This is a genomic window from Mesobacillus foraminis (genome assembly GCF_004340465.1).
Classification (GTDB): domain Bacteria; phylum Bacillota; class Bacilli; order Bacillales; family Cytobacillaceae; genus Mesobacillus_B; species Mesobacillus_B foraminis.
In genome coordinates, this window is the sequence record NZ_SLVV01000011.1 from 56,314 (window position 1) to 82,243 (window position 25,930).

Sequence of the window (25,930 nt, forward strand, 5' to 3'; positions counted from 1 at the left end):
TATGAACGTAAAGGAATATAATGAAACGAATAACTCGCGAGGTATTAATATGGATGGGATGCTAAACGATCAGGCGTTAACCAATACAGAAAATCGGACGCTCAAATGGTTCCTTGGAATGTTTTATATCATCTTTTTCTTATATGAGTTTTATTTTCAATTTATTTATATTCCATATCGAGATGAGGATTCTGCATCTTTAAGTGCCTGGAATTATGTTATTTATATATTGATGATTCTCCTTCTGCCTGTTTCTAAAATTCTTGTAAAAAAGGGTAAATTATTTCTTGTAAAATATGTTTTTGTAGCTAGTTATTTGTGTATAGCTCTATTAAATGAAATTTATATATATTTCAACAGCGGTATGGAGTACCAAAGTGGAAATGTTGTCGAAGTTGTTTTGGTCTTGTTTGCCCCTATTTTTGTCAACAGCCACTTCTTCTGGTTTGTTTCCATAGGAATAGGGCTGAAGTATGGAGTTGCCGGCTTGCTGTTCCATTCTTCCGAAGCGTTGTTTCCTTTATCATTGGTATTCGTTATATCAGGTGTGTCCTATATAATTTTAAGAAGATTTCAAGTCTATGTGGGAGCGATTGAGACCTCCTATAATAATCAGTTAACTGGAATTGTGCGAGGCGTAATCGCCACCATTGAATTAAAAGATCCTTATACAAGAGGGCACAGTGAAAGAGTCGCCTTTTATGCCAAATCGCTTGCTGCGGCATTGAATCGGTTTTCTCAGAATGAATTAAATGCATTTAATTATGCTTGTTTATTGCACGATATTGGAAAGGTTAACATTCCTGATTCAATCTTGATGAAACCGACCCGGCTGACACCTGAAGAATATGAAGTAATTAAAACTCATCCCGTAAGTGGTGCTGAAGCCATTCAAAAGGTTGACGGGCTGAAGATGGATATCGATGTGATTAAATATCATCATGAACGCTGGGATGGACAGGGGTATCCTGAACAGCTGTCAGGGAAGGAAATTCCGTTGCTGGCGAGAGTAGTGGCCATTGCTGATGCTTTTGATGCGATGACTTCCTCCAGATCCTACCGAAATGCGCTCGCCCTGGATGATGCTTATAGACGGATTATTGAGGGAAAAGGAACCCAGTTTGATCCGAAACTGGTAGAAGTGTTTCAAACAGTCTTTCCTGATTGGGTTAAGTTCCATCAGTCCTATAAATGGGCCGATGAAGCCCCCCTTCAACATAATGTTAATGGGAAGGAGGTGTCCGAATGAAGATCCGCAAGCTTAAAAAAGTGAAAACAACTTGCTGGTGGTGTGTTTTGTTACCGGGCTATGGGAAAACCTGATGGAAAAAGGGGATGCGGGCATAAGCTTTGCATCCCTATTTTTAATAAAAAGGCGGTTAACTTATGAAGACAGGCGCATATTCCAAGTTGACTCTTCACTCCCTTCACATCCGCAAAGACAAGAAAAACTATATTGTGGAAGACCTCTCTTCGGGTGAGTTTTATGAAATGCCGAAGATTTGCATAGATGCTATTGAAATGATTAATGAGGGGAAGATGCTTTCCGAGATTGAGGCTGTGCTGACCTCCGGATATCCTGATGAAGAGGTTGATATGACTGATTTTGCAGGGCAGCTTTTTGCATTGGGCCTTGTTAAAAGCGTGGATGGGGAGGAGGTTCCCCGGACGGAAAAGAAACGTGGAGAGCCTGAAGGCTTTAACTGGATTTCCCCTCGGGTCGGCAAGTTCTTTTTTAACTCGTTCATGACGAGAGGGTATATTGGGGCAATGATTCTTTGCGTAGTTATTTTTCTTGTCCGGCCTGAGCTTTGGCCTCGATATCAGGATATCTTCCCGTTTGATTTAATGATGTACAATATCGTTGCTGTCCTGCTTGTGACGTTTCTGCTGGTGCTTGTCCATGAAATGGGCCATGTACTTGCGGTTCGCTCGGAGGGTTTGCCGACAAGGATTGAGCTTGGGCACCGGCTTGTGTTCGTGGTCCTGGAAACGGATATGAGCCGGGTTTGGTCGCTTCCTCCCGAAAAAAGGAACAGATTGTATCTTGCGGGGCTGTATTTTGATGCTGTCATGCTGCTGGCAGCGCTCGCAGCGAAGTTGGTGTTTAGTGATGATGAAGTGATTATGGGGATCGCCGGGGTGGTGGTGCTTAATACGGTCATTCGCATCATCTATCAGTTCTGCATCTACATGAAAACAGACTTTTACTATGTGCTTGAAAATAAAACGGGCTGCTATAATTTGATGGAGAATGGGCAAAGTTTCCTTAAGAACACACTGTCCTTTCTGCCCGGTGAACCGTACACCGAGGCCTTTTCAGGCGAGGAGAAGCTGGTTCGCCCATATGCTGTTTTTTATCTGCTGGGGGTTATTATTACACTGGTCCTTGCTGCGGCTTATTCGGTTCCGCAGCTGGCTTTTGCCGGGTCCTATATTTACACGGGCCTCAGTCATCACCCCGGCACCCTGTTGTTTTGGGATGCGCTGATCTTTTTGCTGCAATTTATCCTCGTCTTTGGACTGTTGTTTTATTCATGGTCGAAAAAATATCGCTTAAACCAGTAAAGACAGCTGTAGAGCTGTCTTTACCATTTTCGTGCGTAATCCACGAGCATATTCTTATAAGTATTTAGCGAGCTGATCACTACATATTCTTCATTGCCGTGCCAGTTTGCACCGCTCGGCCCGAATTCAATGGCCGGGATGCCTTTCGAAGCAAAAAAGTGGGTATCCGCTGCGCCGTGCTGTCCGAAATATTCGACAGGGTGCTTGGTATGTTGTTCAACAATGGGACTGAGTTTTTTTACGAACTCATCGTTCTCTTTGGTTTCAACCGGCGGCCCCGCAACCTTTACAGTAATTTCTCCATCGGTGATGCTTTGAATCTGGGATGTGATCGTATCTGCGTCCTGGCCGGGCAGATACCGGATATCGAACGAGATTGTACAGCTTTCGGGAACCTTATTGTAGACATCCCCGCCCTTGATTTTTGCCCAGTTCACGGATGGGTAAGGGTAAAACTCGGAGCTTTCGCTCATAAATGGAAGCTTGAGTATTTGTTTATGCAGCCTGCAGGCTTTTATGATGGCATTTTCGCCTTCCCATGGTCGGCTTCCGTGGGCCGGTTTACCCTTAATATCAATATCGAGATGGAGTACGCCTTTTGCCTGAAGGGCAATTCCCAGCTGGGTAGGCTCCGAGCAGATGACAAAATCGCCGGTGTAGCCGTTCTCTACAAGATATCCCGTACAGTTGTAGCCGCCAACCTCTTCATCTGAAACGATCTGCAGCTGTATCTTCACTCCAAGGGGCTCGTCCTTCAGCTCTGCCAGGGCGCACATCATGGCGGCTACACCGGCCTTCATATCAGCAGCCCCGCGGCCAAATAACAGTCCATCCTTTTCGCGAGGGATAAACTGATCCTTCTTGCCGCTGACCACATCCACGTGGCCGTTAAATACAATCGTTTTTTCCCCGCTGCCGATCTCGCAAAGCAGCATTTTATAGCCGTTGTTCTCCAGTTCCAGTGTCTGCAGTCCATGCTCCTTCAGCCATTGACAGCAGAAATCGACCGTGTGGTTGGCTCCGTCGATATGGGAGCTGTCAATGAGGAGCATCTCTCTCAGCAAAGTCTTGACGTCTTCCATAATCCAGCCTCCTCTAAAAAGGTCTTCATTAGTCCATACCACAAGGCAGGCTTTTCAACCATTTTAGGGTCAATTAAGTGGGTTGGATTTTGAAAACAAGGAATATCCGGTTAACTATGTATTGTATCCGGTTCAAAGTTTAATAACTATAACCGTCGCCGTGCAAATAAAATTACATGGATAATCCCTGGGAAAAAGAAGATAAAGGGCAGATAGAAGAGATCTGCGTACCCTCCTTAGAACCTTGCTGAGGATAATTAAAAAATGAATTGTTCTATGTTAATGATCGATTTTTTCCAGTTATGCATCGATTTATTGTAAAAACTGTGTCCAGGCTGTGAAAACAACTGAAAAATAGGCTTCTTTCTTTTAAGAGGAAGCTTAAACTATATTTATTTATGTAAATAGGTAAAAGGATTTGCCAAAAAGTATGCTGCTGGTACCTTAATGAATGAATTGTTATCTTGAAAAAAGCCAGTTTGATCATTTATACATCGATTCTTCTGAGTTATCGATTGATTCTTCCCGTTTATGCATCGATTAATTTAAATAATGGATCGATTATTTTGGTTTATTGAAAAAACTGTGTCCAAGCTGTGAAAACAACGGAAAAACCTTCTTCTTTTTTTAAAGGTTACTTAAATGAGGATTCTTACGGAGCAGGAAAACCCCAGGCATTTCCAACTAAATCAGTAAAATGAGAATGCCTTTTAAAAAGATTTCGATTCACGCAGGGCATACTGGACTTATTATAAGGTTTTAGCTAGTATTCTTTTTAGGAGAAAATGTGTCTTAAAGGAGATTATAATGACTGAAAATCAATCGATTATAAATGAGTTGAAGCCGTTTTTGCAGGAGGCCTGGAACAAGTCAGGGTTTTCGACGATGACGGATGTTCAGACGCAGGGAATTCCGCTGATTTTAGCGGGTGGAGACGTGATTGCTGAATCGCCGACGGGTACAGGGAAAACGCTGGCGTACCTGCTGCCGGTTTTAAATAAAATCGATCCGGATAAGCGAAATGCCCAAGCAGTTATTTTGGCTTCTTCGCAGGAGCTTGTGATGCAGATCCTATCGGAGGTTCAAAAATGGGGCGAAGGCAGCGGAATCCGCTCAGCTTCGATTATTGGCGGTGCCAACCCAAAGCGCCAGCTCGAGAAATTAAAGAAAAGCCCTCACATTATTGTAGGGACGCCCGGCCGGATCTATGAGCTGATCAAACAAAAGAAGATTAAAATGCATGAAGTGAAGACAGTTGTCCTGGATGAAGGGGATCAGCTCCTGGTCGCCGAGCATCAGGCCACGGTACAGAATATCGTGAAGGCGACGCTGGCGGACCGTCAAGTGCTCCTGTTTTCGGCAACCCTTCCGAAGCATACGGAACAGGCTGCGAAAGAGCTGGCCAAGGATCCTGAAGTCTTTCATATTAAGAAGGATACGACCATTGAGTCGGCTGATGTGGAACATATTTATTTTATCTCCGAGCAGCGGGATAAAATTAAAATTCTTGAGAAGCTGTCACGGCTTGATTCGTTTAAGGGGCTTGTGTTCATGAAGGATATTGGAAGCCTTCAGGTAGCAGCGGAAAGGCTTAATTACAATGATATCCCTGCAGCTATGCTGCACAGTGAACTGACCAAACAGCAGCGGCAGGCAAACTTGAAGCAGTTCCGGGAAGGAAAGAATGAAATGCTGCTTGTGACCGATGTGGCGGCTCGCGGACTTGATATCAAGGGTGTCACCCACGTTGTTCATTATGATTTTCCGCGGGACCTTGAGCAATACATCCACCGTTCTGGTCGGACAGGCCGTTTTGGCGCAGAGGGAACCGTCATTTCGATTGTAAATGAACGCGAGCTGCGCGACCTGAAGAGGTTTTGCAAGGAATTAGGATTTGTGCCGGAGGAAAAGGGTTTTTATAAAGGAAAGATTGTTGGGACTGACCGGAAATAACATACGTGTAAAGCTGTGGCAGCGAGCCATGGCTTTTTTTCTTGCGATGGCAGGGAATTGTCTAAGATGAAAAGAAATTAAAAGGTAGAAAACCTTTTCGGGAAAGGAAAGATCCATGATGGAAAATCCGAAATTGCGCAGTCTTCTGAACGATTGGCTGCCGGAAGCTACCATTGATGACATGCAGGAAAAGATGGAGAACGGGGAGCTTTCCTCAAAAGAGCTTGTCCTTTTATACATGAATCGAATTGCCGAAGTGGACCCTGCCATCCATTCGGTCCTGGAACTCAATCCGGATGCCCTCCACATCGCGGCTGCGCTGGATGTGGAACGAAGGGAGCACGGAGCACGGGGGCCGCTGCATGGAATACCGGTGCTGCTCAAGGATAATATTGATACACATGATAAGATGCACACGAGTGCCGGCTCGCTGGCCCTTGAGCATTCAATTGCCCCCGAGGATTCCTTCGTGGCTTCGCAGCTGAGGAAGGCAGGGGCTGTCATTCTTGGAAAAACGAATATGACCGAATGGGCCAACTTCATGGCGATTGGCATGCCGAGCGGCTATAGTTCAAGGGGCGGGCAGGTCCTGAATCCGTACGGGCAGGGAAGGTTCCATGTTGGCGGCTCCAGTGCTGGTTCGGGCGCTGCCATTGCCGCAAATCTTGCCGCTGTATCGGTCGGCACGGAAACCTCAGGCTCCATCCTGAACCCCAGCTGCCAGAATTCCCTTGTTGGAATCAAGCCAACAGTCGGGCTGATCAGCCGGCGCGGCATCATTCCAATCTCGTATACCCAGGATACGGCGGGGCCAATGGCTAGAACCGTAAAAGATGCCATTTATCTTTTATCAGCACTCTCTGGCACTGATGCACGTGACCCTGTTACCTTAACCAATACCAGCCTGAGGGGCGAAGATTTCTCCCGCCATCTTGATCCAGACGGCCTGCAGGGGGCGAAACTGGGGGTACCCCGCGATCCAGCCTATCTTGAGGAGTTAAGTGATGAAAAACAGGAGCTGTTCGAACAGTGTCTTAATCAGCTGAAGGAGCTTGGGGCACAGCTGAAGGATGTGGGGATTCCCTCTGCTGAGGCAGAATGGGGATACGATGTCCTGACGTATGAGTTTAAATCGGGTGTAAATGCCTATCTCAGCCAGCTGCCTTCGACGGTAAAAGTGCGCTCTCTGGCGAATGTGATTGCTTTTAATAAACATCACATGGAACGTACGCTGAAATATGGCCAGGAGGTTCTGCTTGAATCAGAGGAAACGAGTGGAAGCCTGAAAGAGAAGGAATATATCAGTGCCCTGGAGCATGACCAATACATGTCCACAGAAAAGGGAATTGACTTTGCTTTAAAGGTTCACGGCGTCGAGGCGCTTGTTTTCCCTCATGATCATGGCAGTGACCTTGCAGCAAGGGCGGGGTATCCGTCGATTACGGTGCCTGCCGGCTATACCTCCGATGGAGAGCCTTTTGGCCTTACTTTTACCGGGACAGTCTACAGTGAGCCGATTTTGGTCCGGCTTGCCTACGCGTTTGAGCAGGCGACCAAAGTGCGGAAGCCGCCTGTACTGGAAGTTGCCTCCATGCGTGGCAAGCGGGCATAAGGTATTTCCTTCGCGCTCATACTATTCTTGAACCTGTAAAAAAAGGAGCAGATCAGCGATGGGCAGGAAAAAATTCGGAAATGCCAATGCAAACCGGAACAATAACGTAAAAAAAGGAAACCGGACGAGCGAAGAATTGGTGGAGTGGACAACCGGCGCAAAAAACACAAAGCAAATCAATCATACAGACTGATAAAAGAGGTGTCCCTTCATGGGGCGCCTTTTATGGTTTTGTTCTTTTTTTAGATAAAATGGGTATAAAAGCTGTATGACTAACTATTGGAGGGAACACACTTGGAGAAGAAGAATGACCGGGGCCAGTCAGGCCAGTTTGAAGTGGCCTTTAACCGAATCCATCGCTGCCTGAAAGAGATGGTAAAGAATGCGTCCAATGATGCCTTTGTAGAGCTCTTGAACACAGGCTTTAAAAACCATTCGATCATCCGAAGATACAAAAACGAACTATATCAATTTGCAAAGCTGAGAAATGCGATTGTCCACGAGAAGGTGGATGTTGATTACTATATTGCAGAGCCTCACAAAGAGGTTGTGGCCAGGATTGAGGAGATTGCGGATCACTTTGAAAAGCCCCCGTTAGCGATTTCTGCTGCTTCCACTCCCGTTTTTTATTATTATGAGGATGCCCTGCTGAAGGATGTCCTGAAAGCCATCAATAAATTCGAGTTTACCCGCTTCCCTATTTACAGCACAAACAATGAATACAGAGGATTGCTTACCTCCACTGACATTATCCGCTGGATGGGGAGGAAGTTCTCCAGCGATGTCATTTCACTGGAAAATGTACAAGTTGGCGAGGTACTGACAAAGGATAAGAATTACTATGTGGATTTCGTATCGGAAAAAGCAACGCTGTACGAAGTGGAGGAGCGGTTTGATGAGTATCATACCCAGGATAAGAAGCTCCAGGCCGTGATCCTCACAGAGAACGGGGAAAAGGACAGCAAGCCAAAGGGTGTCATCACGCCGTGGGATCTACTGGATCCCGAACCAAATAGCTAACTAACTTATCAGAGAAAAGTTTATAGACCTCTGTAGCGGGTATCTTTAAAAAAGACTACTCGTCCAAAGGAGGAAGATACGATGTTGAACGAACATGAAAAACACATAGTTGGCGTTTATGATAATGAACAGGAAGCTATTTCCGCGGTTGAGGATTTAAAACGTCAGGGATATGCAGCAGAGGATATTTCCGTTATTGGCAGAAACAACGAGGAAGTTGAAGAAATTAACGATGCAACTGGTACGAAGACAGAGGAAGGCCTTGCAGCCGGCGCAGCGACCGGCGGTGTGCTCGGAGGCTTGACTGGATTGCTTGCAGGGATTGGTGCCCTGGCGATTCCCGGAATCGGGCCAATTGTCGCAGCGGGTCCAATTGCGGCAACTCTTACAGGGGCAGCTGTCGGTGCTGGAGCAGGCGGTCTTACTGGGGCTCTTATCGGGATGGGAATTCCTGAAGAGGATGCAGACCGTTATGAAGGCTACGTGAAGGAAGGGAAAATCCTTGTTGTGGTAGAACGCCGTGAAGACAGGGTACAGGAGCCATTTGATGCCTCAGACGATCAGACTCTAACAGGCGGTACCATCACAGGCGGACGCCCTTATAATGACACTCTGACTTCTGATAACCCTGCTAATACCCGTCTTGATAATCCAAGAGATTTTTAAGTAACATCTAAAAGAGTAAACAACAATAAATGCAGGCTTCCAGTACGGGAGCCTGTTTTTTGCATTCCAATTCTGCATGTAACACAGCCCTTCAAGCATACTAAGAAAATAGAGAATCAAAAAAGGAGCTGCGGGACCATGCCAGAACTTCCGGAAATGGAAAACTACAAAAGGCTGCTTGGCGGGCATATCATTGGAAAGCCGCTCACGAACATTGAAGTGAACCGGGATAAAAGTATTAATCTGCCTCCTGCGCAATTCATCCAGGAGCTGAAAGGGAGAAGCATTGTAGCTGTGAACCGCCGCGCCAAGCATCTCATTTTCCACTTGAACTCCGGGAAAAGCCTTTTACTCCATCTGATGCTGGGAGGCTTGATGTATTTGGGGAATGACCAGGACAATCCTAAGCGAACCAAGCAGGTCATCCTTGCCTTCGGCGACTTAAAGCTCTATTTTATCGGCCTGAGGCTGGGCTATCTTCATCTTCATGATGCGAAGAGCCTGGAAGCGGAGCTGTCGGACCTGGGACCGGAGCCGCTCGACCCTGAATTTACATTTGCCAGATTCAGCGAGCTGTTTAGCGAGAAAAAGGGCAGGATTAAGACCACCCTTGTCAATCAGGAAGTAATTGCAGGAATCGGGAATTGCTATTCCGATGAGATCTGCTTTGAAGCAGCCGTGAAGCCTTCCCGTAAATTCACTGAGCTCGAAACCCGGGAGCTGCAGGGGCTCTTCACCGGGATGCACACTGTCTTTCAGCGGGCGATACATGCTGGGGGCTATATGGAAATGCCTTTATTTAAAAATGACCACAAAACAGGCGGCTATAATGACCAATGTTTGGTGTATGACCGGGAAGGGGAGCCATGCCTTCGGTGCAGGACGGCCATTGTTAAAGAAATGATTTCCACAAGAAAGATGTTTTATTGTCCCAACTGCCAGAAAGGGTAACAAAGAGCCTGACGACAGGTTCTTTTTTTATGGGGGAAATCCCCTTGGAAGTTTGCACCATGAGGTTCCTTTAAGCCTAAAAAGGGAATAGGAAGCAAAAAGGCAAGGAACTGAGGGGGATACTGAATTGTTTTATGCAGGAATGGCACTGAAGCTTTTGATTGGGCTTGCTGCCCTTGTCATCGTCACAAGAATTCTCGGGAAAAAGCATATGTCCCAGGTGACACCATTTGACTTTGTTTATGCTCTTATTTTAGGAGGAATGGTGGAGGAAACAATTTACCACGCTGACCATACCATCCCCCAAATGATTTTTTCCATCACCGTCTGGGGGATTTTAATCTATACGGTGGAAAAACTGACTCAAAAAGTCGATTGGCTCAGGGGCCCCTTAAAAGGCAGCACCCAGGTGCTGATCAAGGATGGGAAAATTTCCATCAAGGAACTGGAGCGGGCCAATTTGGAACTCGAGCAGCTGCGGTCCCTGTTAAGGCAAAAGGATGTCTTTTCCTTGAGGGAAGTTAAATATGTCTTTCTGGAAACCAATGGGGAGATAAGCGTGTTGAAATACCAGAAGTCCTCGGCGGTGAAAGAGGATGGAGAAGAGCAGGAGGTAGAGGAAATAGAACCGGCCATTTTGGTGGTGGATGAAGGGAAAATCCATGAACATAATTTAAAAGCCGTAGAAAAAGACAGGGAATGGCTGATGGAAGGTCTTAAGAAAGAGGGTATAACCGATATTAAAGATATCTACTATGCCGAGTGGTCCGCCTCTCATGGATTCTTTATTAAAACCTATGACCACTGTATCAGTGTGTAGTCTTTTTTGCATGAAATAAAGGGATTACGCCATTCTTTCCAGAAGTAGTGGGAAAAGGATGAAAGGGAGTGTGCCTGGGAATGAACTTTAAAACGGCTGATTTATGCGATGAATTTGGGAATGAACTTGAAGTTTGCCAGCTGGAGTTTAAATCCTATGGAAAGAGGTCCAAATTCTCCGGTCCTGTTGCTACTGTCAGAGTGTTTGAAGATAATGTCCTTGTCCTGGAATCGCTGGAGACCGTTCCGGAGGGTAGTGTCCTTGTTGTCGACGGCGGAGGGTCCCGCCGATGCGCCCTGATGGGGGACCGGCTTGGGAAAATTGCGCAGGACCGCAAGCTTGCCGGGATCATCATTAATGGCTGTGTCCGGGACAGTGAAGACCTTGGCCAGCTGGATATCGGAATTCTCGCGATTGGCACCAATCCTCTGAGAAGCAAGAAAGACGGCAAAGGGGAGAGGCAGATTCCTGTCTTCTTTGGAAACATCGACTGGACACCAGAATCCCATGTGTATGCTGATGGCGATGGGGTCATCCTTTCGAAAGGAAAACTTTTTTAAAACTGTATAAAATGAACGAAATTCCTCATCCTATTTTGGAGGAGGAATGATGAGATGATGAAGAAATTTTTATTAACCTTGATTTTATTAGTCGCCGTTCCGTCGGTCTCATTTGCGCAGCAGGTGTATACGGTCCAGCGCGGTGACACCCTGTGGAAGATTTCGGTCCGGTACCAGGTGGGGCTGTCCGAGCTGATCAGCGCGAATCCGCAATTTAAGAATCCAGCCCTTATTTATCCTGGGCAAAGAGTCAACATCCCTGACATTTCTGCGACTAAAAACATTGAGAGCCAGGTTATCCAGCTGACCAACCAGGAACGGGCCAAGCACGGCTTAAGGCCGCTTGCCGCCAACTGGGAGCTCTCGCGGGTTGCAAGGTACAAATCGGCCGACATGAGGGACAAGAACTACTTCTCGCATACAAGCCCGACCTACGGCAGTCCATTCACCATGATCAAAAACTTCGGCATTGCGTACCGGAGTGCTGGTGAAAATATTGCGGCTGGCCAGCGTACGCCGCAGGAAGTCGTCAATTCATGGATGAACAGCCCGGGCCACCGTGCCAATATCCTGAACAGCTCCTACACTCATATCGGTGTCGGGCATGCATCAGGCGGTTCGTACGGGCACTACTGGACACAAATGTTCATTGCAAAATAAGGTGGGAGAGAGCACCGGCGGGGATCGCCGGTGTATTTTTTCGTGGAGAGCATCGTTTTTAGCGGGAAATATAGTTTTATTGGGCGGACTGCCCTTTTTGAAGAGGGAAAAGCCATGTTTCCTGAAGTGAAATGGGGTTAATTGGTCAATGGAAGACATTTATACATCGATGACGGAAGGTTATGCATTGATTATTTTAGTTTATGCATTGATTATTTTGGTTTATGCATTGATAAAATTGATTTATGAATCGATCATTGGATTTTATTGAAAAATCAGTGTCCAGATTGTGAAAGCGGGGCAAGGAATGTCCGGACTGACCGAGGTGGATGGTCATTCCATGTTGAAAAGGTCAGGGGACCCAACTACTGTATTCGGGATGCCTCGGGCGCACGTGCGGAAACTGGCTGGACGTAAATGTAAATGTTTAGTTTGAAAAAAGGTGAACAGGGGCGGGGGGTGCGTTGTTTTTTGCGTGAATTGTGCTGTTTTTAGCGGGGAAATTTAGTTTTTTAAAAGAAACCGCCTGTTTGAAGCTTGATATTCCAAGTTTTCCGGGTAAAAGTGGCTGATTTTTTGCCTGAAATACATTTATACATCGATGACGGAGGGTTATGCATCGATTATTTTGGTTTATGTATCGATAAATTTAATTTATGAATTGATTATTTGATTTTATTGAAAAACCAGTGTCCAGATTGTGAAATTGGGGCGAAGAATGTCCCGGTACCTTCAGAAAATAAGAGTAATTTGCCTTTCAAAATCCATCAATTTTGGCCTAATCTAAAAACCCATCTTTTTACCACGCTTTATAGAAAGAACTTCTCTAAAATTAATTGGGGCGGATCCCCAATTACCTCTCGAAGTTCTCCGTTTCCCGCATCAATTTCCTTTGAAAATAACTGGAGGCTAGCACTCACTGATTTATGAAAGTCAAATTCCTTTTAAAAGCGACCGGTACTGTCATTACCGCTGTGAGTCCGACTTATGTGACTTGGCCAAAACCCCTGATTGCCAACCCTTTAACAGCATGTGGAAACTAGGTCTATTCAGAACCAATTCCCCTTTAAGTATCCTAGTACCATACCTTCCTCCGCCTCAGGTCCTAGTTGAAAATCAAGCTCAGGCTCGTTATGAGAGTTCTTCTTTCGAGGTAAGATGATATCAAGAAAGGAGGAAATGAACATGAAAAAATTTGGTTTACTGCTTGCAGGAGGTATTGCGGCGCTGGTGCTTGTTTCAAACCTTGGTCCGCTTGTTGGATTGGCGGTCAGTCTTGCGGTCCTCTACTTCATCGTGAAACAGTTTTTGAAAACAGACTCCACTTTTAAGAAAATTGCCTGGGGTGTGCTGGGATTATTCATCCTGATGGCCACTGCCTCCAATGTTCCCGCGATTCTTGCCATAGCCGCAGCTTATGTCCTTTACCTGGTTTATAAAAAGTGGAATGAAGACAACACACCTAGCTCCAAAAGTGATGACCCTTTTGCCAATTTTGAAAAGCAATGGGCAGAACTGAAAAATTCCTAAGACAAAAAAAACAACTAATAAGGAGAGATGTCACATGACGAACCTGTTTACTCGCATTAAAAATACTGTATTAGCCGATTTAAATGAAGCACTTGATATGAAGGAAAGAAAAGATCCGATTGCGATGCTGAACCAATACCTTCGTGAATGCGAGCTGGAAACCGAGAAAGTCCGCAAGCTGCTTGAACGCCAGCACCAGCTGAAAGACCGCTTTAATGCAGAATACCTTCAAGCACTGGAAATGGCTGAGAAACGCAGCAGTCAGGCAGATATTGCCCAGAAAGCTGGAGAAACCGAGCTGGCAAGCTTTGCATCCCAGGAACAGAATCAATATGCAGAAAGAGCGTCACGTTTGAAAGAAGCTCTTGCCAATGCGGCAAAACAGCAGGATGAACTGGAGCATAAGTATGAGGATATGAAGCACAAGCTGAAGGATATGCATATCCGACGCCTCGAACTCATGGGCAGGGAAAATGTGAGCCGCGCCCATCAGCGAATGGATCAGGTGATTGAAAATGATGCCTATTCCGATAAAGCTTACTCCAAGTTCTCAGAAATTGAGTCCTATCTTGACAAGATTGAGAACCAAGTGAACAGCTCGTACTACCGCAACACCATTGACGGCCGGATTGCCGAGCTTGAAAAAGAGCTGAAAAAACAAGAAACACATTCTATTTCTTAATATCCAAACATGGTATGCTAAAAGAGGCGCAGGCCCAGTCCGCGCCTTTTATCTCCATTTTACCTCGCCAGAAAGGAGGAAAAGATCGTGCTAGGCAAAATGAAAAATGATTATATCAGCTGGATTGTCTTGCTTGGAGCCTTGCTTCTGCTGCTTGAAATCTCCTTCTTTAATACAGGATTGATCTTTTCCCTCTTTGTGTCGGGGGCAATGATCTACATGGGGCGGAAGGCCAGGCGCCGATCCTTTGGGAAGCTCCTGTTTTGGGTAGGGTTGTTTATTTTAGGAACCAGTGTGATTGGTATGATGACGTTCCGATTTTTCCTGCTGGCCATCCTGATTTATATCCTCATCCAGTTTGCCCAGTCGAAGAAGAATCCTGAAGTGATTCGTCCGGTCGTAGAGGAGCCAAAGCCTGTTTCACCGGAAACAACGCTGGTGGAACAGTCCCCATTATTTAAAAATACATTTTTCGGCCACCAGAAAACGCCTGAACATGTATACGAATGGGATGACATCAATATTCTTGCCGGAGTGGGAGACAGTATCATTGATTTAAGCTATACTGTGCTTCCAAAAGGCGAGACCGTTATTTTTATCCGGAATATCATTGGTAATATAAAAATCTTTGTTCCATATGATATGGAAGTAAATATCCGGCATTCAACACTGGCCGGCGCCGCCGATGTGCTTGACCATCACCAGGACCGGGCATTTAACCAGTCACTGGTCTTAAAAACTCCCGGGTATGAGCAGGCGGAACAGAAAATTAAAATTTTCACCTCAATGCTGATTGGTGATATAGAGGTGAAAAGAATATGAGCGGTGTCCAGCGTCAAATTTTATGGGGATTTTCCCTCAGTCTCTTGCTTTTTATCTTTTTGACGGGCTCCTATTTCTTTGTCCATCCTCTCAAGAACTGGATGGAACTGTGGGAATTGGAGCTGATGGATATTCCGTTCATCCTGTTTACTGCAACGGTAAGCCTGGGCTCCGGCATGCTTTTTGGCGTGGTTTCCGGTGTTTATTGGCGCCGGCAGCTTCAAACGGTGGACAGCTGGCTGTTTCAGCTGGAGGAAGGCCGGCAGCCGGATCCTGGCCAGTCAGCGCTGCCTCCTGAAATCAGCGGCATTTCCGGAAGGGTCCAAAGAGTCCGGAAACAAATTTCTGAAAAGGCCATGCTCTCCCAGCGGCTGGCGACGGAAAAGGCCGAGGAGCAGGAAACGCGGATTCAGGAGATGATTTCGCAGGAACGGAACCGCCTGGCCCGCGAGCTGCATGACTCTGTGAGCCAGCAGCTGTTCGCGGCATCCATGATGATGTCCGCCATTTTAGAAACGAAAGCGCTGTCCGAAAGTGAAGAAACGACCCCGGCTCAGGAACGGGAAGCCAAGCAGTTAAAGATGGTCGAGGAAATGATTCACAAATCGCAGCTGGAAATGAGAGCTTTGCTCCTGCATCTGCGGCCGGCCGATTTGAAAGGGAAATCGCTGCAGGCAGGAATTGAAGAACTGATGATGGAATTAACACAGAAAGTCACCATGAATATCCTCTGGAAGGTGGAAGCGTTCCCGCTTGATAAGGGAGTCGAGGACCATTTGTTCCGAATTCTCCAGGAATCTGTTTCAAATACACTTCGCCATTCACAAGCCTCCAAATTAGACGTATTGCTCATCAAGAGAGATGAAATGGTCATTATGCGGGTGTCCGATGACGGCATCGGCTTTGATGTTGAGGAATCAAGGGCTGGCTCCTACGGGCTCCAGAATATGCACGAACGTGCCGGTGAAATTGGCGGCACGCTAAAGATTATCTCAATTAAAAATAAAGGAACCAAGCTGGAAGTGAAGGTTCCAATTTTAAATGTGGCAGGTGGGGACAATGATTAGAGTTGTATTTGTCGACGATCACGAAATGGTGAGGATCGGGGTGTCATCGTATTTATCGGCACAGCCTGATATCGAGATCGTGGGGGAAGCCGATAATGGCCGGACAGGGGCAGAGCTCGCACTGAAGCTGAGGCCGGATATCATCCTGATGGACCTGGTCATGAAGGAAATGGACGGAATCGAGGCGACGAGAAGGATCATCGAGGAATGGCCGGAAGCCAAGATTATTGTCGTTACCAGCTTCCTGGATGATGAAAAGGTATATCCTGCTCTGGAGGCCGGCGCAACGAGCTATATGCTTAAGACCTCAAAAGCCAGCGATATCGCCAACGCCGTACGAGCTACATATAGCGGAAAGCCGGTCCTCGAGCCTGAAGTGACCGGGAAAATGATGATGAAAATGCGCCAAAAACCAACAACGGACCTTCACGAGGAACTCACCGAGCGCGAGATGGAAGTCCTCCTGCTTATGACCGAAGGAAAAACCAATCAGGAAATTGCCGATGATCTGTTCATCGCCTTAAAAACCGTGAAAACCCACGTCAGCAATATCCTCAGCAAGCTGCAGGTCCAGGACCGGACGCAAGCGGTGATTTATGCCTTTAAGCATTCGCTTGTGAAGTAGGCTGGCCCGGTTTAGTGGCTACAGTTACCACTTTGACAATACCTTTAAAATAACCAAAGGTCGTTATGAATTCTCATAGCGGCCTTTTTTTATGGGGAGGCAACCATGGGAGCCTCATAACGCCTGGGAACATGTCCTATTGAAATTAGTCCGGCAGTTTAGGATAGTAAATCAGGAGTTTGAAAAATAAAGTGCCTGGTTTGGAAAATAAGAAGGATCGGGGTGCGGACACGAAGTGCTTGGAAAATAAAAGGCTCTGGTTGAAAAATAAAATGGTCCCTTTGGAAAATAAAACAGCAGATTAGGATAGTAAACCGGGAGTTTGAAAAATAAAGTGCCTGGTTTGGAATATAAGAAGGACCGGGGTGCGGAAACGGAGTGCTTGGAAAATAAAAGGCTCTGGTTGAAAAATAAAATGGTCCCTTTGGAAAATAAAACAGCAGATAAGGATAGGAAACCGGGAGTTTGAAAAATAAAGTGCCTGGTTTGGAAAATAAAAAAGGATTGGGATTCGGACACGAAGTGCTTGGAAAATAAAAGGCTCTGGTTGAAAAATAAAATGGTCCCTTTGGAAAATAAAACAGCAGATTAGGATAGGAAACCGGGATTTCGAAAATAAAGTGCCTGGTTTGGAAAAAAAGGGCTCGGAGTACGTCCGCAGAGTGCTCGAAAAACATTTGCATTGAGCAGCATATGCTGCTTTAATAAGTCACTTGAACTACTATATTTCTATAACATCCAACGAACCTTAAAAATACAGAATGTAACAGATCTCACCTTCATTCCTAAGTATTCGGAGCTTCCCCCGAGCAAGACCGCCGCACCACTCGGACCCCCCTTCCGAACCCTTCATAATCCCGTGGAAATCCGCTGTTCATAAGAAAAAGAGGCCAATTTATAGCCTCTTTAATCTATTCGTTTCATTTGTGGATCCAGCCCGCCCAGCCGGTAGAGCATTTCGCTGAGGGCGAGGGAAATCACTTCGCGTTCGGCGACATCTCCGCCAAAGGTTAAGGCTGCATCCGCAGTATTATGATCCTCGGAAAGTTTTTCTTTAATTTTTTCACACATCCATAGTTGGTAGTCAGATAGTTCGAGTTTTTTGTGCATTGGCCCCACTCCTTCTCTTATCATCACATTACCCGCCTGCTGGGCGTTCATAAACGCTATTGACAAGCCTATTTCCAGTCTATTTCCTTTAAGGTTTTGTAAGAACAGTAAATTTTAACCATATAGTGAATGAGGCCAAAACTGATTGGTTCGGCCGAAAACGAATGGTATTGCCAAAAGAAAAATAGGAACAAGAGGGGAAGGGGACAAAAATCAGTTTTCGACTAGAAACGAAAAACAAATTTTTAACCAGACCGTGAAAGAGGGGCAAACAACTGGTCCGACAAAAAAATAATAAATACCTTCAACCTCTGGTGATTCTGGGGCCTATTTTTGTTTGAGAAAACAAACATGACTGGCTCCCGATTAAATCTTGTACCAATTTTTAAAAATAAAACTGTGCCTTGTCTCATATGTATAAAGAAGGCTAAAAGTGCAGAGGGGAGACGGCATGAAGTTATTTTTGCGAGGCGTAATGGTGTTGGTACTGGCAGCCTTTGTCAGTGAGTGTGCAGAGTTTCTGATTAATATGATTCTGGCCAGGGAGCTGGGGGAAAGCGGCATGGGCCGTTACATGACGGTGCTTCCGCTGATTTTCTTGATTATGATGCTCGCGAGCTTTGAACTCCCGGTTTCCATCTCTAAAATCGTAGCTGAAAAGGATGCGAAGTACCATCAAAAGATGCTCAGGGATGTCCTGCATCTTACGATCGTCCTTTCTGCTGCTTTGTTTGTTGTTGTTGCGGTCGGAATGCCGTTTGTGCCGATCTTTGACTCATACCCTCCATTTTTGAAATGGATGGTGCTGTTCATGATTCCCCTTGTTTCCTTTTCATCGATTGCACGAGGCTATTTTATGGGGAAAGAGGACATGGGGAAAATTGCCCTTGCCAATTTGCTGCGGAGGCTGATCCAGCTTTTGCTGCTGGTGGGGGTCTATCAGTTTTTTGAGTTTGAGAGGCCGACAGCCCTTCTTGTGGCGTTTTTCACCCTGGCAGCGAGCGAGCTTGTTGTTTTCTTATATTTGTTTTATTTTTTTATCGTAAGCTATCAGAATTTGAAGGTCCTTCCGAGGGAAAGTCTTGGAAGGAAAGAGCTCAGGAAGGATCTGGTGGCAATTTCCGGGCCGACGACGGCACTGAGAATCTTCCATTCTCTGACCCATGCGGTGCAGCCGTTTTTGATTAAAGCGGCTATTATCCAGGCGGGGGTACCGGCGGAAGCGGCAAATGACCAGTTTGGAATGCTGGCAGGGGTCGCGATGTCCATTGGGTTCTTCCCGGCGTTTATTGCCCATTCCTTTATGGTGATCCTGATCCCCACCGTGGCCAAGCACCACGCCGCCGGAGAGCATGGCAAACTGCAGAAGCTTCTCCAGCATGTAATGCTGCTCACCTTGTTTTACGGAGTCCCGGCAGTGGGGGTGTTCTATTTTTATGCCGAGCCGCTGACCAGCCTGTTTTTCCATTCCGACAATGCAGCGTACTACCTGCAGCTGCTCTGGCCGTATTTTCTCTTGCATTATTTTATAATCCCGATGCAGGCTTATCTGATTGGCCTTGGCCTTCTGAAGGATGCGTTTATCCATACCGTCTGGGCGACCATTGTTTCCTACACCACCATCTATCTTCTTGGCTCGCAGCCGGAGTGGCAGATGGCAGGAGTCATTGTCGGGATGAATGCAGGCACGGTTCTGCTGACGCTGCTGCATTTTCTTACAGTCTGTAAAAAAATCGGCGTGGCCTGGGCATCGAAGGCAGAACCGAAAAATACTTAAAGGTTTTTCCATGTTATTGTCGAAATGCTTAACTGAAGGGGGTGACCGGCGTGGATAAGGTCCTGCGCGGGCACCATCTCCTCTGCGTCCATGGCTTCAGGGGGATGGGGTACAGCCCGGGTTTTATCAAGAAAATGGAGGGGATTGTGAAGGATGTCAGGGACCGGGAAAAGGATTTCCCGATCAAAGTGGTTGCTGCCTTTGATGATGCCTGCATGTCCTGCCCTCACCAGGGGAAAACGGAGTGTGAAGCCAGTGAAGGTTCAAATGAGCACGTCCTTTTTATGGATCGCAAGGTGATTCATCATCTTGGGCTGGAGGAAGGAAAAGCTTATGCGAAATCGGCCCTCCTCACACGGACCGCTGAAAGGGTGTCTCCGGATGATCTTGACTATTTGTGTGAAAATTGTTCATGGCTGAAGTATGGCGTCTGCAAGGAAGGGATTGCCGAGCTGAGGGAAGCTTACAGGCCGTATAAGGAAAAGGCTTGAGTATTTTTTAATCTAAAATAAAGATCTAAGTATTCCTTTTGCATCTCAAACCGGAGAGTAAAAGCCTCCTGATAAACTTGAACGCCACATAAAGGTCTATATTGCCAGCAAACTAGTGTCCCAGAGTCAGAGACTTTGGGGTATTTTTCAATGTTTGGGATTGTATAGGCACTGGATTGATTTAACATTTAATGAGCCGAACATTGCACAGAATGAAAAATAGTACAGAGAACAAAGTCAGCAAGTTCATTCCATATGAACGGAGAGGCAGCACTGACTTTTGGCAGCTTTGAAAATTGGGAGGGAAGATATGCTTAGGAAAATTTCATTCAGCATCATTGGCGGTGCCGGCTTCAGGGCCCAATATTATTTAAGGATTGCACAAGCATTGCCGGATTTATTTCATGTGGCCGGCATGGTGGTGAGAGATGGAGAAAAAGGCGGGGAAATGGAGCGGAAGTGGGGAGTGAAGACCTACAGGAATATGGAACTGCTCCTTACAAAGGAGAAGCCGGACTTTGTGGTTTTGTCTGTAAGTGGTTCTGAGTGTGCGCAGTCCTTATTTCAATTAGCGGACACTGGTATACCTGTTCTGACTGAGACGCCGCCAGGCCAGAATCTGGATGACCTGCTGGCCCTTCATGAAAGGCTGACAGTCAACGGGGCAATGGTCCAGGTAGCGGAGCAATATCATCTTCATCCACTGAATCAGGCGAGGCTGGCGCTGATTGACTCGGGCCGCCTGGGGGAGATTACTCAGGCAACGGTCTCTGTCTCTCATATGTATCATGGAGCCAGCCTGATCCGGAAGATGCTTGGAATCCAATTTGAGGAGGCAGAAATAAAAGCGATAAGGTTCACCTCTCCCATTTTGGCAGGACCGGACCGAATGGGGCCGCCAAGGGAGGAGAAAACTTTATTTACAGAGCGTGATCTCGCCTGGATCCAGTTTGGGGAAAAGCTTGGAATCTATGATTTTACCAAAGATCAGCACCGGTCCTGGATTCGCTCCAATCATCTATCCGTCAGAGGTGTAAAGGGGGAGCTGTTTGATAGTCAGGTGAAACTATTGAGTGATTTTGCGACACCGCTTCCCCTTGAACTGAAACGCATTAACAGAGGAGAAGGTGAGAATCAGGAAGGTTATTATTTGGCAGGGATCATTGCCGGCGAAAGCTGGGTGTACCGAAATCCGTTTGCTCCTGCCAGACTCTACGACGATGAAATTGCCATTGCCGCCTGCCTGCAGAAGATGGCGGATTATATCTCCGGGGGTCCGGATTTTTATGGCTTGCCCGATGCATCCCAGGATTGCTATATCGGCTTCAAGATAGAGGAGGCGATTGCAACAGGTGAAACCGTAAAGGTGAGCCGGCAGCCGTGGGCCAGTTTTGCTTAACTTTATCTTTTCCGTACTTGTTTTTCCAAAGGCCCGTCCTTTTATTGTGAAATATCTAAAATGTAGGGGAAACCTGCTGCTTACACAGTGGGCTGTGTTACTTATTTTACCCGGTATACTAAGTGTTGTAAGATGATACTAGAGTGTTTTAACACTATGCTGCTTTATCCCCTTTCTGCGGTATGGGAAGGGGGAAGTGCTATTTTATATAGTAATCTTTGAGAATATTCGAAGTTTACAGCTTGGAAATCTATTAAAAGGAGCCAGTACATATGAATTACAGAGCATTGGGCAATACAGGTTTAAAAGTAAGCGAAGTCAGTTTTGGGACCTGGGCAATCGGCGGATCCTGGGGGAAAACGAGCGATGAAGAGGCCCTCAATTCCCTGGAAAGGGCCATTGGCGAAGGAGTAAATTTCTTTGATACTGCTGATGTGTACGGTGACGGCCACAGTGAAGAATTGCTTGCAAAGGCAACGAAAGGCAAAGAGGACAAGATCCACATTGCGACCAAATTTTGCCGGGCAGGGGATATTCATGATCCGGAGACTTATACTTATGACCGGGTTGCGGCCTATTGTGAAGCAAGCCTGAAACGCCTGAACAGGGAAGCGCTTGATTTATATCAAATTCACTGCCCGCCCATTGAAATCCTTAAGGATGGCCAGGTGTTCGAGGTTCTGGACAAGCTTCAGCAGGAAGGGAAAATCAGGAATTACGGAGTCAGCGTGGAGACCGTTGAAGAAGGCTTGCTGTGCCTGCAAAATCTGAATGTCAAAGCACTGCAGGTGATTTTCAACATCTTCCGCCAGAAGCCTCTGGAATCCCTGCTTCCCGAAGCGAAGAAAAACGGAGTCGGCATTCTTGTCAGGCTGCCGCTGGCGAGTGGATTGTTGACTGGCAAATTTACGAAGGATCATGTTTTTGAAGAAGATGACCATCGGAATTTTAATGAACATGGTGCGGCTTTCAATGTAGGCGAAACCTTTGCAGGCCTTGGATTTGCTAAAGGGGTGGAACTGGCAGATCAGCTGGGATGGATCGCTGAAGGACGGAAATCCATGGCTTCGGCAGCGTTAAGGTGGATTCTTGATCAGGAGGAAGTCTCCTGCATTATCCCAGGGTTCAAAAATGAAAAGCAGGTTCTTCAAAATTTGGAGGCTTTGGATGAGAGGCCGTTTACCGGGAAAGAGTTAAAAGCGCTAACTGCGTTCTATGAAGAACAGGTCAAAAGCTCTATTAGAGGACCTTATTAATTGGTGATGGGGAGGAACATGATGGGAAACATACGATGGGGAATTTTAAGTACAGCCAATATTGCCCTTACCCAAGTACTGCCTGCCATTCAGAGGTCGGAAAATGGGAAGGTGTTGGCGATCGCCAGCGAGAGCGGCAAGGCAAAGAAGGCGGCGGAGGAGTACAATATCCCAAAAGCTTATGACAGCTACGAGGCACTGCTGAGGGATCCGGAAATAGATGCCGTCTATATCCCGCTGCCAAACCACCTTCATAAAAAATGGGTGATGGAGGCTGCCAGAAGCGGCAAGCATATTCTATGTGAAAAGCCGGCTGCTCTGACTCATGAAGAGACAAAGGAAATGATAAACACTTGCGGGGAGCATGGTGTTACATTCATGGAAGCGTTCATGTACCAATTTCACCCGCAGCATCAGAGAGTAAGGGAGATCATCCAGTCTGGGGAGATTGGCGATGTAAAACTGATGAGATCAAGCTTTTCTTTTTACCTGGATGACAGGGAGACCAATATCAGGGTCGCTAAGGAAAAGGGCGGCGGAAGCCTTTATGATGTGGGCTGCTATTCAATCCATGCCATCCGGAACATTCTCGGAGCGGAACCGGTGGAAGTCAGCGTCCAAGGGGTAATTGATCCCGAGAGGAAGGTTGACCTGTCGGCGTTTGGCCATCTAAAGTTTGAAAACGGCATCCAGGCTTCTTTTGACTGCAGTTTCGATATGGCGTTCCGACATGAGTATGAAGTAGTTGGGACTAAAGGAAAAATCCATGTTCCCAGAGCTTTCCGGACGGATGTAGATGGCGGAGAAGGTCTTGTAATCGTACAGACCGAGGAGGGAGAACGTACCGAACAGCTTTATGGCGATATCTACGAACTTCAGGTTTCTCATTTTGCCCAAGCCATCCTTGAAAATAAAGAGCCTATTTACCGGGTGGACAACACTCTTCAAAATATGAGGGTGATTGACTGGTGCTATCAGTCAATGGAGCAGAAAGAACCCGTGGCCGTAGTCCGTTAATTTTCAGGGTGATTTACTTTTATATTGGTAAATTATAAGGAAGCTTGCAATCTAGGCCGATTGCAAGCTTTTAACTTCTTCCGGGATTGGAAGTGTGCTGGTGCTGGACAATATTCTTTTCGAATTTTTTTCTTATCGCCTTGCCGTTTCCATACAGAAGTGCTTTGTCCCCGGGCTGAAGCTCCTTGGTGTATCCCTCAGTTCTGATTTTTAAGTCCCCCCTGATGATAAAAAGAACCATGATATCTGAATCGCTGGAAATGATATCCTTAAAACATTTGCCTGCAAATCCGGAGTCTTCATCGATGGCGATTTCTACGATTTCATCTTCCTTGCTGGTCAGCAAGACGTCCGCGATCGGCAGGTCGGCAAGCTCGTAATGCTCTTCAAGTTCTTTTTCAAAGAGGTTTGAGAGTCTTTTTTTTACTAAAGGTGTTTTTAAAATAAAGATGGATACAATGAGAAATCCTGCGATATACGCGATTTCAAGTGTAAAGAAACTGTCGGACAATAAGTTCGAGATAGCGGATATAATAACGGCCAGGGAAAAGGCGCCGAACAGGATCAAAAACGCCCCAAGCTTCCTTCGGATCGGGTGGTCGATGATGAGCTCGGATTCTCCGGTTGTAAATCCGGTCCCGGTCAGCATGGAAATCACCTGGAACCGCGCTACGGTCCGCTCCAGTCCGGTCGCGGTAAACAGGACCACATTGATTTCTATAACAGCCAGTACAATGGCCAAATAAACTAAAACAAATAAGTAACCCATAATATCCTTCCTTTTGTCTATTACATGAAAAAGAACCTGGGGAAAATGGTCCCCAGGGTGCTTTATCGGGTTTGCTGAAGATTCTCGTTGTAGTAATCAACACCGTACATGGACCCTTCACTGACCATTTTATTGTCTTCAAGGTCAAGCGGGTCGGGATTGCCCGCCTTCATTACGGGGACAACATCGGTTTCTTTAAACTTTGTGGGTGTGATTTTGTCTTTAATGCTTGCCGTCATATTTTTTACTTTATTGACATTCTGCTTTGGATTTAAGGCCATCCAGACGGCAGCGGCCCCGGCCCCGATTAGTAAATAGGATTTTAGTGTATTGGTTTGCATATTCATATTCCTCCTTAAAATCATTTTTCATGATGGGTCTTTAGAACATGCTGTTCTATTACGTTACCCTTTAATAAAAGTAGGAAACTTCCATATTTTACATGTTTCGTTTTGGCGGACAGGGAATAGGGAAGTATGGAAAGTAACTATGTTTGGAAAGGATCATTACGATGAAGCATTCATTCAATGGAGATAGCTGGGTATGGCAAAAGCACCGCGAAGACAGGCTTGATGCCTTTCAAGAGGTGATGCAGGAACGGCCTTCCTTTGAGAAGTGGCTGGAAGAACTAGAAGACGACTACGGCAACAGCCTTGTGATTGATACGAGGGCTGAAGGCAAGGAACATCTTTTTGGCTCTCTGGTCTATCAGCAGGACATTGACAGCCGGGAGGATAAAAAGGCCTTCCACTTTTATGTGGAAAAGGATTGTTTTATTACGGCAGGCATTGATCTGGAAGACTTGAGATCGAACTATTCGGATGCGGTCTATGATCAGATGGACCGGGCCGATAATGCGATTGAAGGTTTTTTTATCCTGCTTGGCGAAATTGTCGGCTACTATTTATCCAGGATTGACATCTTTGAAGAAAGTTTGACGGATCTGATCTGGAAGATTAAAGAGCAAAATAATGTACAAATTCTTGAGAAAATTGCCGAGAGCAGGCATGAAATCCTGATCTGGAAAAACCTGATGATTCCCATCATTGAACTGAAAATTGCTGCTGAAGAAGCCTTTGGGGAATCCATCGCAGAGAAAAAAGAATTCAAGCGGGTTTGCAAGCGGATTGAAAGAGGGCGCACCCTGATCAGGGAATACCAGCAGGAAATTGATACAATGATTAATCTTGAAGAGGTGGTATCTTCACACCGCGGAAATGAAATTATGAAAACACTCACCGTGATAACCATCCTGTTTACCCCTGTGGCAGCATTAGGAGCACTTTGGGGCATGAATTTTGAAGTGATGCCGGAGCTGAAATGGCGGTATGGCTATCCTGCCTCCATTGTTTTGATTATCCTATCGACTGTGGCGCTCTATATTTATCTATGGAGAAAGGGCTGGACAGGAGATGTCTTAAAAACAAAAAAGAAAAATACGTTCTTTCAATAAAACAACACCCCTTAGTTTTGCTCATCAAGGGGCGTTGTTT

28 protein-coding genes are annotated in these 25,930 nt (G+C 46.2%); 24 read left to right on the forward strand and 4 right to left on the reverse strand.

Going from position 1 to position 25,930, the window contains the following annotated elements; translation table 11 throughout:
• Position 1: 1 nt before the first annotated feature.
• Both EV146_RS19705 and EV146_RS19710 read left to right on the forward strand, forming a co-directional pair.
• A complete protein-coding gene (locus EV146_RS19705; protein WP_241993980.1) occupies positions 2–1,249 on the forward strand; it encodes an HD-GYP domain-containing protein in 1,248 nt (415 codons plus the stop codon).
• A gap of 137 nt (positions 1,250–1,386) precedes the next feature.
• Positions 1,387–2,568 (forward strand): hypothetical protein, encoded by a 1,182-nt coding sequence (locus EV146_RS19710; RefSeq protein WP_132009918.1) that lies wholly within the window; start codon positions 1,387–1,389, stop codon positions 2,566–2,568.
• Between the two features lie 20 nt (positions 2,569–2,588).
• Here the strand turns inward: EV146_RS19710 and EV146_RS19715 are convergent, their stop codons facing one another.
• Complete coding sequence (locus EV146_RS19715) at positions 2,589–3,650, reverse strand: M20 family metallopeptidase (RefSeq protein ID WP_132009921.1); 1,062 nt, start codon at positions 3,648–3,650, stop codon at positions 2,589–2,591.
• 807 nt (positions 3,651–4,457) lie between these two features.
• Here EV146_RS19715 and EV146_RS19720 point away from each other — a divergent pair.
• The 16 genes from EV146_RS19720 (at position 4,458) to EV146_RS19780 (ending at position 16,618) form a co-directional block, all read left to right on the forward strand.
• Positions 4,458–5,603 (forward strand): DEAD/DEAH box helicase, encoded by a 1,146-nt coding sequence (locus tag EV146_RS19720; protein WP_132009924.1) that lies wholly within the window; start codon positions 4,458–4,460, stop codon positions 5,601–5,603.
• A 118-nt stretch (positions 5,604–5,721) separates the two neighbouring features.
• Complete coding sequence (locus tag EV146_RS19725) at positions 5,722–7,215, forward strand: amidase family protein (protein WP_132010309.1); 1,494 nt, start codon at positions 5,722–5,724, stop codon at positions 7,213–7,215.
• A gap of 58 nt (positions 7,216–7,273) precedes the next feature.
• Positions 7,274–7,408 (forward strand): hypothetical protein, encoded by a 135-nt coding sequence (locus tag EV146_RS28210; RefSeq protein ID WP_258236026.1) that lies wholly within the window; start codon positions 7,274–7,276, stop codon positions 7,406–7,408.
• A 101-nt stretch (positions 7,409–7,509) separates the two neighbouring features.
• Positions 7,510–8,235, forward strand: coding sequence for a CBS domain-containing protein (locus EV146_RS19730; RefSeq protein ID WP_241993981.1), 726 nt, complete (start codon positions 7,510–7,512; stop codon positions 8,233–8,235).
• Positions 8,236–8,316: 81 nt separating this feature from the next.
• Entirely contained in the window at positions 8,317–8,901 is a 585-nt protein-coding gene (locus tag EV146_RS19735; RefSeq protein ID WP_132009927.1) for a general stress protein, read from the forward strand.
• A gap of 138 nt (positions 8,902–9,039) precedes the next feature.
• Positions 9,040–9,852, forward strand: a complete 813-nt coding sequence (mutM, locus tag EV146_RS19740) for a DNA-formamidopyrimidine glycosylase (protein WP_132009929.1) — start codon at positions 9,040–9,042, stop codon at positions 9,850–9,852.
• Positions 9,853–9,979: 127 nt separating this feature from the next.
• The gene (locus EV146_RS19745) at positions 9,980–10,672 is read left to right on the forward strand and encodes a DUF421 domain-containing protein (RefSeq protein WP_241993982.1); all 693 of its coding nucleotides are present in this window, start codon (positions 9,980–9,982) and stop codon (positions 10,670–10,672) included.
• An 80-nt stretch (positions 10,673–10,752) separates the two neighbouring features.
• Positions 10,753–11,232 (forward strand): ribonuclease E activity regulator RraA, encoded by a 480-nt coding sequence (gene rraA, locus EV146_RS19750; protein WP_132009932.1) that lies wholly within the window; start codon positions 10,753–10,755, stop codon positions 11,230–11,232.
• A 57-nt stretch (positions 11,233–11,289) separates the two neighbouring features.
• The gene (gene safA, locus EV146_RS19755; RefSeq protein WP_121613802.1) at positions 11,290–11,892 is read left to right on the forward strand and encodes a SafA/ExsA family spore coat assembly protein; all 603 of its coding nucleotides are present in this window, start codon (positions 11,290–11,292) and stop codon (positions 11,890–11,892) included.
• A gap of 148 nt (positions 11,893–12,040) precedes the next feature.
• Positions 12,041–12,163, forward strand: coding sequence for a hypothetical protein (locus tag EV146_RS28215; RefSeq protein ID WP_258236027.1), 123 nt, complete (start codon positions 12,041–12,043; stop codon positions 12,161–12,163).
• Positions 12,160–12,309: a hypothetical protein gene (locus EV146_RS27640; protein ID WP_162990141.1), complete on the forward strand. Its 150-nt coding sequence runs from the start codon at positions 12,160–12,162 to the stop codon at positions 12,307–12,309. The genes EV146_RS28215 and EV146_RS27640 overlap by 4 nt, the downstream gene beginning before the upstream one ends.
• Before the next feature lie 768 nt (positions 12,310–13,077).
• The gene (locus tag EV146_RS19760; RefSeq protein WP_121610069.1) at positions 13,078–13,422 is read left to right on the forward strand and encodes a lmo0954 family membrane protein; all 345 of its coding nucleotides are present in this window, start codon (positions 13,078–13,080) and stop codon (positions 13,420–13,422) included.
• 34 nt (positions 13,423–13,456) lie between these two features.
• The gene (locus EV146_RS19765) at positions 13,457–14,104 is read left to right on the forward strand and encodes a PspA/IM30 family protein (RefSeq protein WP_121610068.1); all 648 of its coding nucleotides are present in this window, start codon (positions 13,457–13,459) and stop codon (positions 14,102–14,104) included.
• Positions 14,105–14,191: 87 nt separating this feature from the next.
• Positions 14,192–14,926, forward strand: coding sequence for a cell wall-active antibiotics response protein LiaF (gene liaF, locus EV146_RS19770; protein WP_181215944.1), 735 nt, complete (start codon positions 14,192–14,194; stop codon positions 14,924–14,926).
• On the forward strand, positions 14,923–15,993 hold the full coding sequence (locus tag EV146_RS19775; protein ID WP_132009935.1) for a sensor histidine kinase: 1,071 nt from the start codon (positions 14,923–14,925) through the stop codon (positions 15,991–15,993). Before liaF ends, EV146_RS19775 begins: the two co-directional genes overlap by 4 nt.
• Positions 15,986–16,618 (forward strand): response regulator transcription factor, encoded by a 633-nt coding sequence (locus EV146_RS19780; RefSeq protein WP_132009938.1) that lies wholly within the window; start codon positions 15,986–15,988, stop codon positions 16,616–16,618. Before EV146_RS19775 ends, EV146_RS19780 begins: the two co-directional genes overlap by 8 nt.
• 906 nt (positions 16,619–17,524) lie before the next feature.
• Here EV146_RS19780 and EV146_RS19785 read toward each other — a convergent pair.
• Positions 17,525–17,728: a hypothetical protein gene (locus EV146_RS19785; protein ID WP_132009941.1), complete on the reverse strand. Its 204-nt coding sequence runs from the start codon at positions 17,726–17,728 to the stop codon at positions 17,525–17,527.
• 451 nt (positions 17,729–18,179) lie between these two features.
• Here EV146_RS19785 and EV146_RS19790 point away from each other — a divergent pair, with 451 nt between their 5' ends.
• The 5 genes from EV146_RS19790 (at position 18,180) to EV146_RS19810 (ending at position 23,668) form a co-directional block, all read left to right on the forward strand.
• Positions 18,180–19,505 (forward strand): polysaccharide biosynthesis protein, encoded by a 1,326-nt coding sequence (locus tag EV146_RS19790; RefSeq protein ID WP_132009944.1) that lies wholly within the window; start codon positions 18,180–18,182, stop codon positions 19,503–19,505.
• Positions 19,506–19,609: 104 nt separating this feature from the next.
• Entirely contained in the window at positions 19,610–19,996 is a 387-nt protein-coding gene (locus EV146_RS19795; RefSeq protein WP_132010317.1) for a DUF1284 domain-containing protein, read from the forward strand.
• 310 nt (positions 19,997–20,306) lie between these two features.
• Positions 20,307–21,395, forward strand: a complete 1,089-nt coding sequence (locus tag EV146_RS19800) for a Gfo/Idh/MocA family protein (RefSeq protein ID WP_132009947.1) — start codon at positions 20,307–20,309, stop codon at positions 21,393–21,395.
• A gap of 272 nt (positions 21,396–21,667) precedes the next feature.
• On the forward strand, positions 21,668–22,651 hold the full coding sequence (locus tag EV146_RS19805) for an aldo/keto reductase (RefSeq protein ID WP_132009950.1): 984 nt from the start codon (positions 21,668–21,670) through the stop codon (positions 22,649–22,651).
• Between the two features lie 18 nt (positions 22,652–22,669).
• A complete protein-coding gene (locus tag EV146_RS19810) occupies positions 22,670–23,668 on the forward strand; it encodes a Gfo/Idh/MocA family protein (protein WP_132009953.1) in 999 nt (332 codons plus the stop codon).
• 70 nt (positions 23,669–23,738) lie between these two features.
• On the opposite strand, the gene EV146_RS19815 is transcribed toward EV146_RS19810, so the two are convergent.
• Together EV146_RS19815 and EV146_RS19820 are read right to left on the reverse strand one after the other, a co-directional pair.
• Complete coding sequence (locus EV146_RS19815; protein WP_132009956.1) at positions 23,739–24,437, reverse strand: TrkA C-terminal domain-containing protein; 699 nt, start codon at positions 24,435–24,437, stop codon at positions 23,739–23,741.
• 62 nt (positions 24,438–24,499) lie between these two features.
• Positions 24,500–24,778, reverse strand: a complete 279-nt coding sequence (locus EV146_RS19820) for a hypothetical protein (protein ID WP_132009959.1) — start codon at positions 24,776–24,778, stop codon at positions 24,500–24,502.
• Between the two features lie 152 nt (positions 24,779–24,930).
• On the opposite strand from EV146_RS19820, the gene EV146_RS19825 reads away from it, so the two are divergent.
• The gene (locus EV146_RS19825) at positions 24,931–25,890 is read left to right on the forward strand and encodes a magnesium transporter CorA family protein (RefSeq protein ID WP_241993983.1); all 960 of its coding nucleotides are present in this window, start codon (positions 24,931–24,933) and stop codon (positions 25,888–25,890) included.
• Positions 25,891–25,930 lie beyond the last annotated feature (40 nt).

Bases quoted from the DNA above. Each gene is read 5' to 3' on its own strand.
- rraA (WP_132009932.1), top strand. From the start codon at position 10,753: ATGAACTTTAAAACGGCTGATTTATGCGATGAATTTGGGAATGAACTT.
- EV146_RS19815 (WP_132009956.1), bottom strand. From the start codon at position 24,437: ATGGGTTACTTATTTGTTTTAGTTTATTTGGCCATTGTACTGGCTGTT.
- EV146_RS19715 (WP_132009921.1), bottom strand. From the start codon at position 3,650: ATGGAAGACGTCAAGACTTTGCTGAGAGAGATGCTCCTCATTGACAGC.
- EV146_RS28210 (WP_258236026.1), top strand. From the start codon at position 7,274: ATGGGCAGGAAAAAATTCGGAAATGCCAATGCAAACCGGAACAATAAC.
- EV146_RS19765 (WP_121610068.1), top strand. From the start codon at position 13,457: ATGACGAACCTGTTTACTCGCATTAAAAATACTGTATTAGCCGATTTA.
- EV146_RS19800 (WP_132009947.1), top strand. From the start codon at position 20,307: ATGCTTAGGAAAATTTCATTCAGCATCATTGGCGGTGCCGGCTTCAGG.
- EV146_RS19820 (WP_132009959.1), bottom strand. From the start codon at position 24,778: ATGCAAACCAATACACTAAAATCCTATTTACTAATCGGGGCCGGGGCC.
- EV146_RS19710 (WP_132009918.1), top strand. From the start codon at position 1,387: ATGAAGACAGGCGCATATTCCAAGTTGACTCTTCACTCCCTTCACATC.
- EV146_RS19780 (WP_132009938.1), top strand. From the start codon at position 15,986: ATGATTAGAGTTGTATTTGTCGACGATCACGAAATGGTGAGGATCGGG.
- EV146_RS19775 (WP_132009935.1), top strand. From the start codon at position 14,923: ATGAGCGGTGTCCAGCGTCAAATTTTATGGGGATTTTCCCTCAGTCTC.
- EV146_RS19795 (WP_132010317.1), top strand. From the start codon at position 19,610: ATGGGGTACAGCCCGGGTTTTATCAAGAAAATGGAGGGGATTGTGAAG.
- EV146_RS19720 (WP_132009924.1), top strand. From the start codon at position 4,458: ATGACTGAAAATCAATCGATTATAAATGAGTTGAAGCCGTTTTTGCAG.
- safA (WP_121613802.1), top strand. From the start codon at position 11,290: ATGAAGAAATTTTTATTAACCTTGATTTTATTAGTCGCCGTTCCGTCG.
- EV146_RS28215 (WP_258236027.1), top strand. From the start codon at position 12,041: ATGGAAGACATTTATACATCGATGACGGAAGGTTATGCATTGATTATT.
- mutM (WP_132009929.1), top strand. From the start codon at position 9,040: ATGCCAGAACTTCCGGAAATGGAAAACTACAAAAGGCTGCTTGGCGGG.
- EV146_RS19790 (WP_132009944.1), top strand. From the start codon at position 18,180: ATGAAGTTATTTTTGCGAGGCGTAATGGTGTTGGTACTGGCAGCCTTT.
- EV146_RS19725 (WP_132010309.1), top strand. From the start codon at position 5,722: ATGGAAAATCCGAAATTGCGCAGTCTTCTGAACGATTGGCTGCCGGAA.
- EV146_RS19805 (WP_132009950.1), top strand. From the start codon at position 21,668: ATGAATTACAGAGCATTGGGCAATACAGGTTTAAAAGTAAGCGAAGTC.
- EV146_RS19810 (WP_132009953.1), top strand. From the start codon at position 22,670: ATGATGGGAAACATACGATGGGGAATTTTAAGTACAGCCAATATTGCC.
- EV146_RS19760 (WP_121610069.1), top strand. From the start codon at position 13,078: ATGAAAAAATTTGGTTTACTGCTTGCAGGAGGTATTGCGGCGCTGGTG.
- EV146_RS19735 (WP_132009927.1), top strand. From the start codon at position 8,317: ATGTTGAACGAACATGAAAAACACATAGTTGGCGTTTATGATAATGAA.
- EV146_RS19705 (WP_241993980.1), top strand. From the start codon at position 2: ATGAACGTAAAGGAATATAATGAAACGAATAACTCGCGAGGTATTAAT.
- EV146_RS19785 (WP_132009941.1), bottom strand. From the start codon at position 17,728: ATGCACAAAAAACTCGAACTATCTGACTACCAACTATGGATGTGTGAA.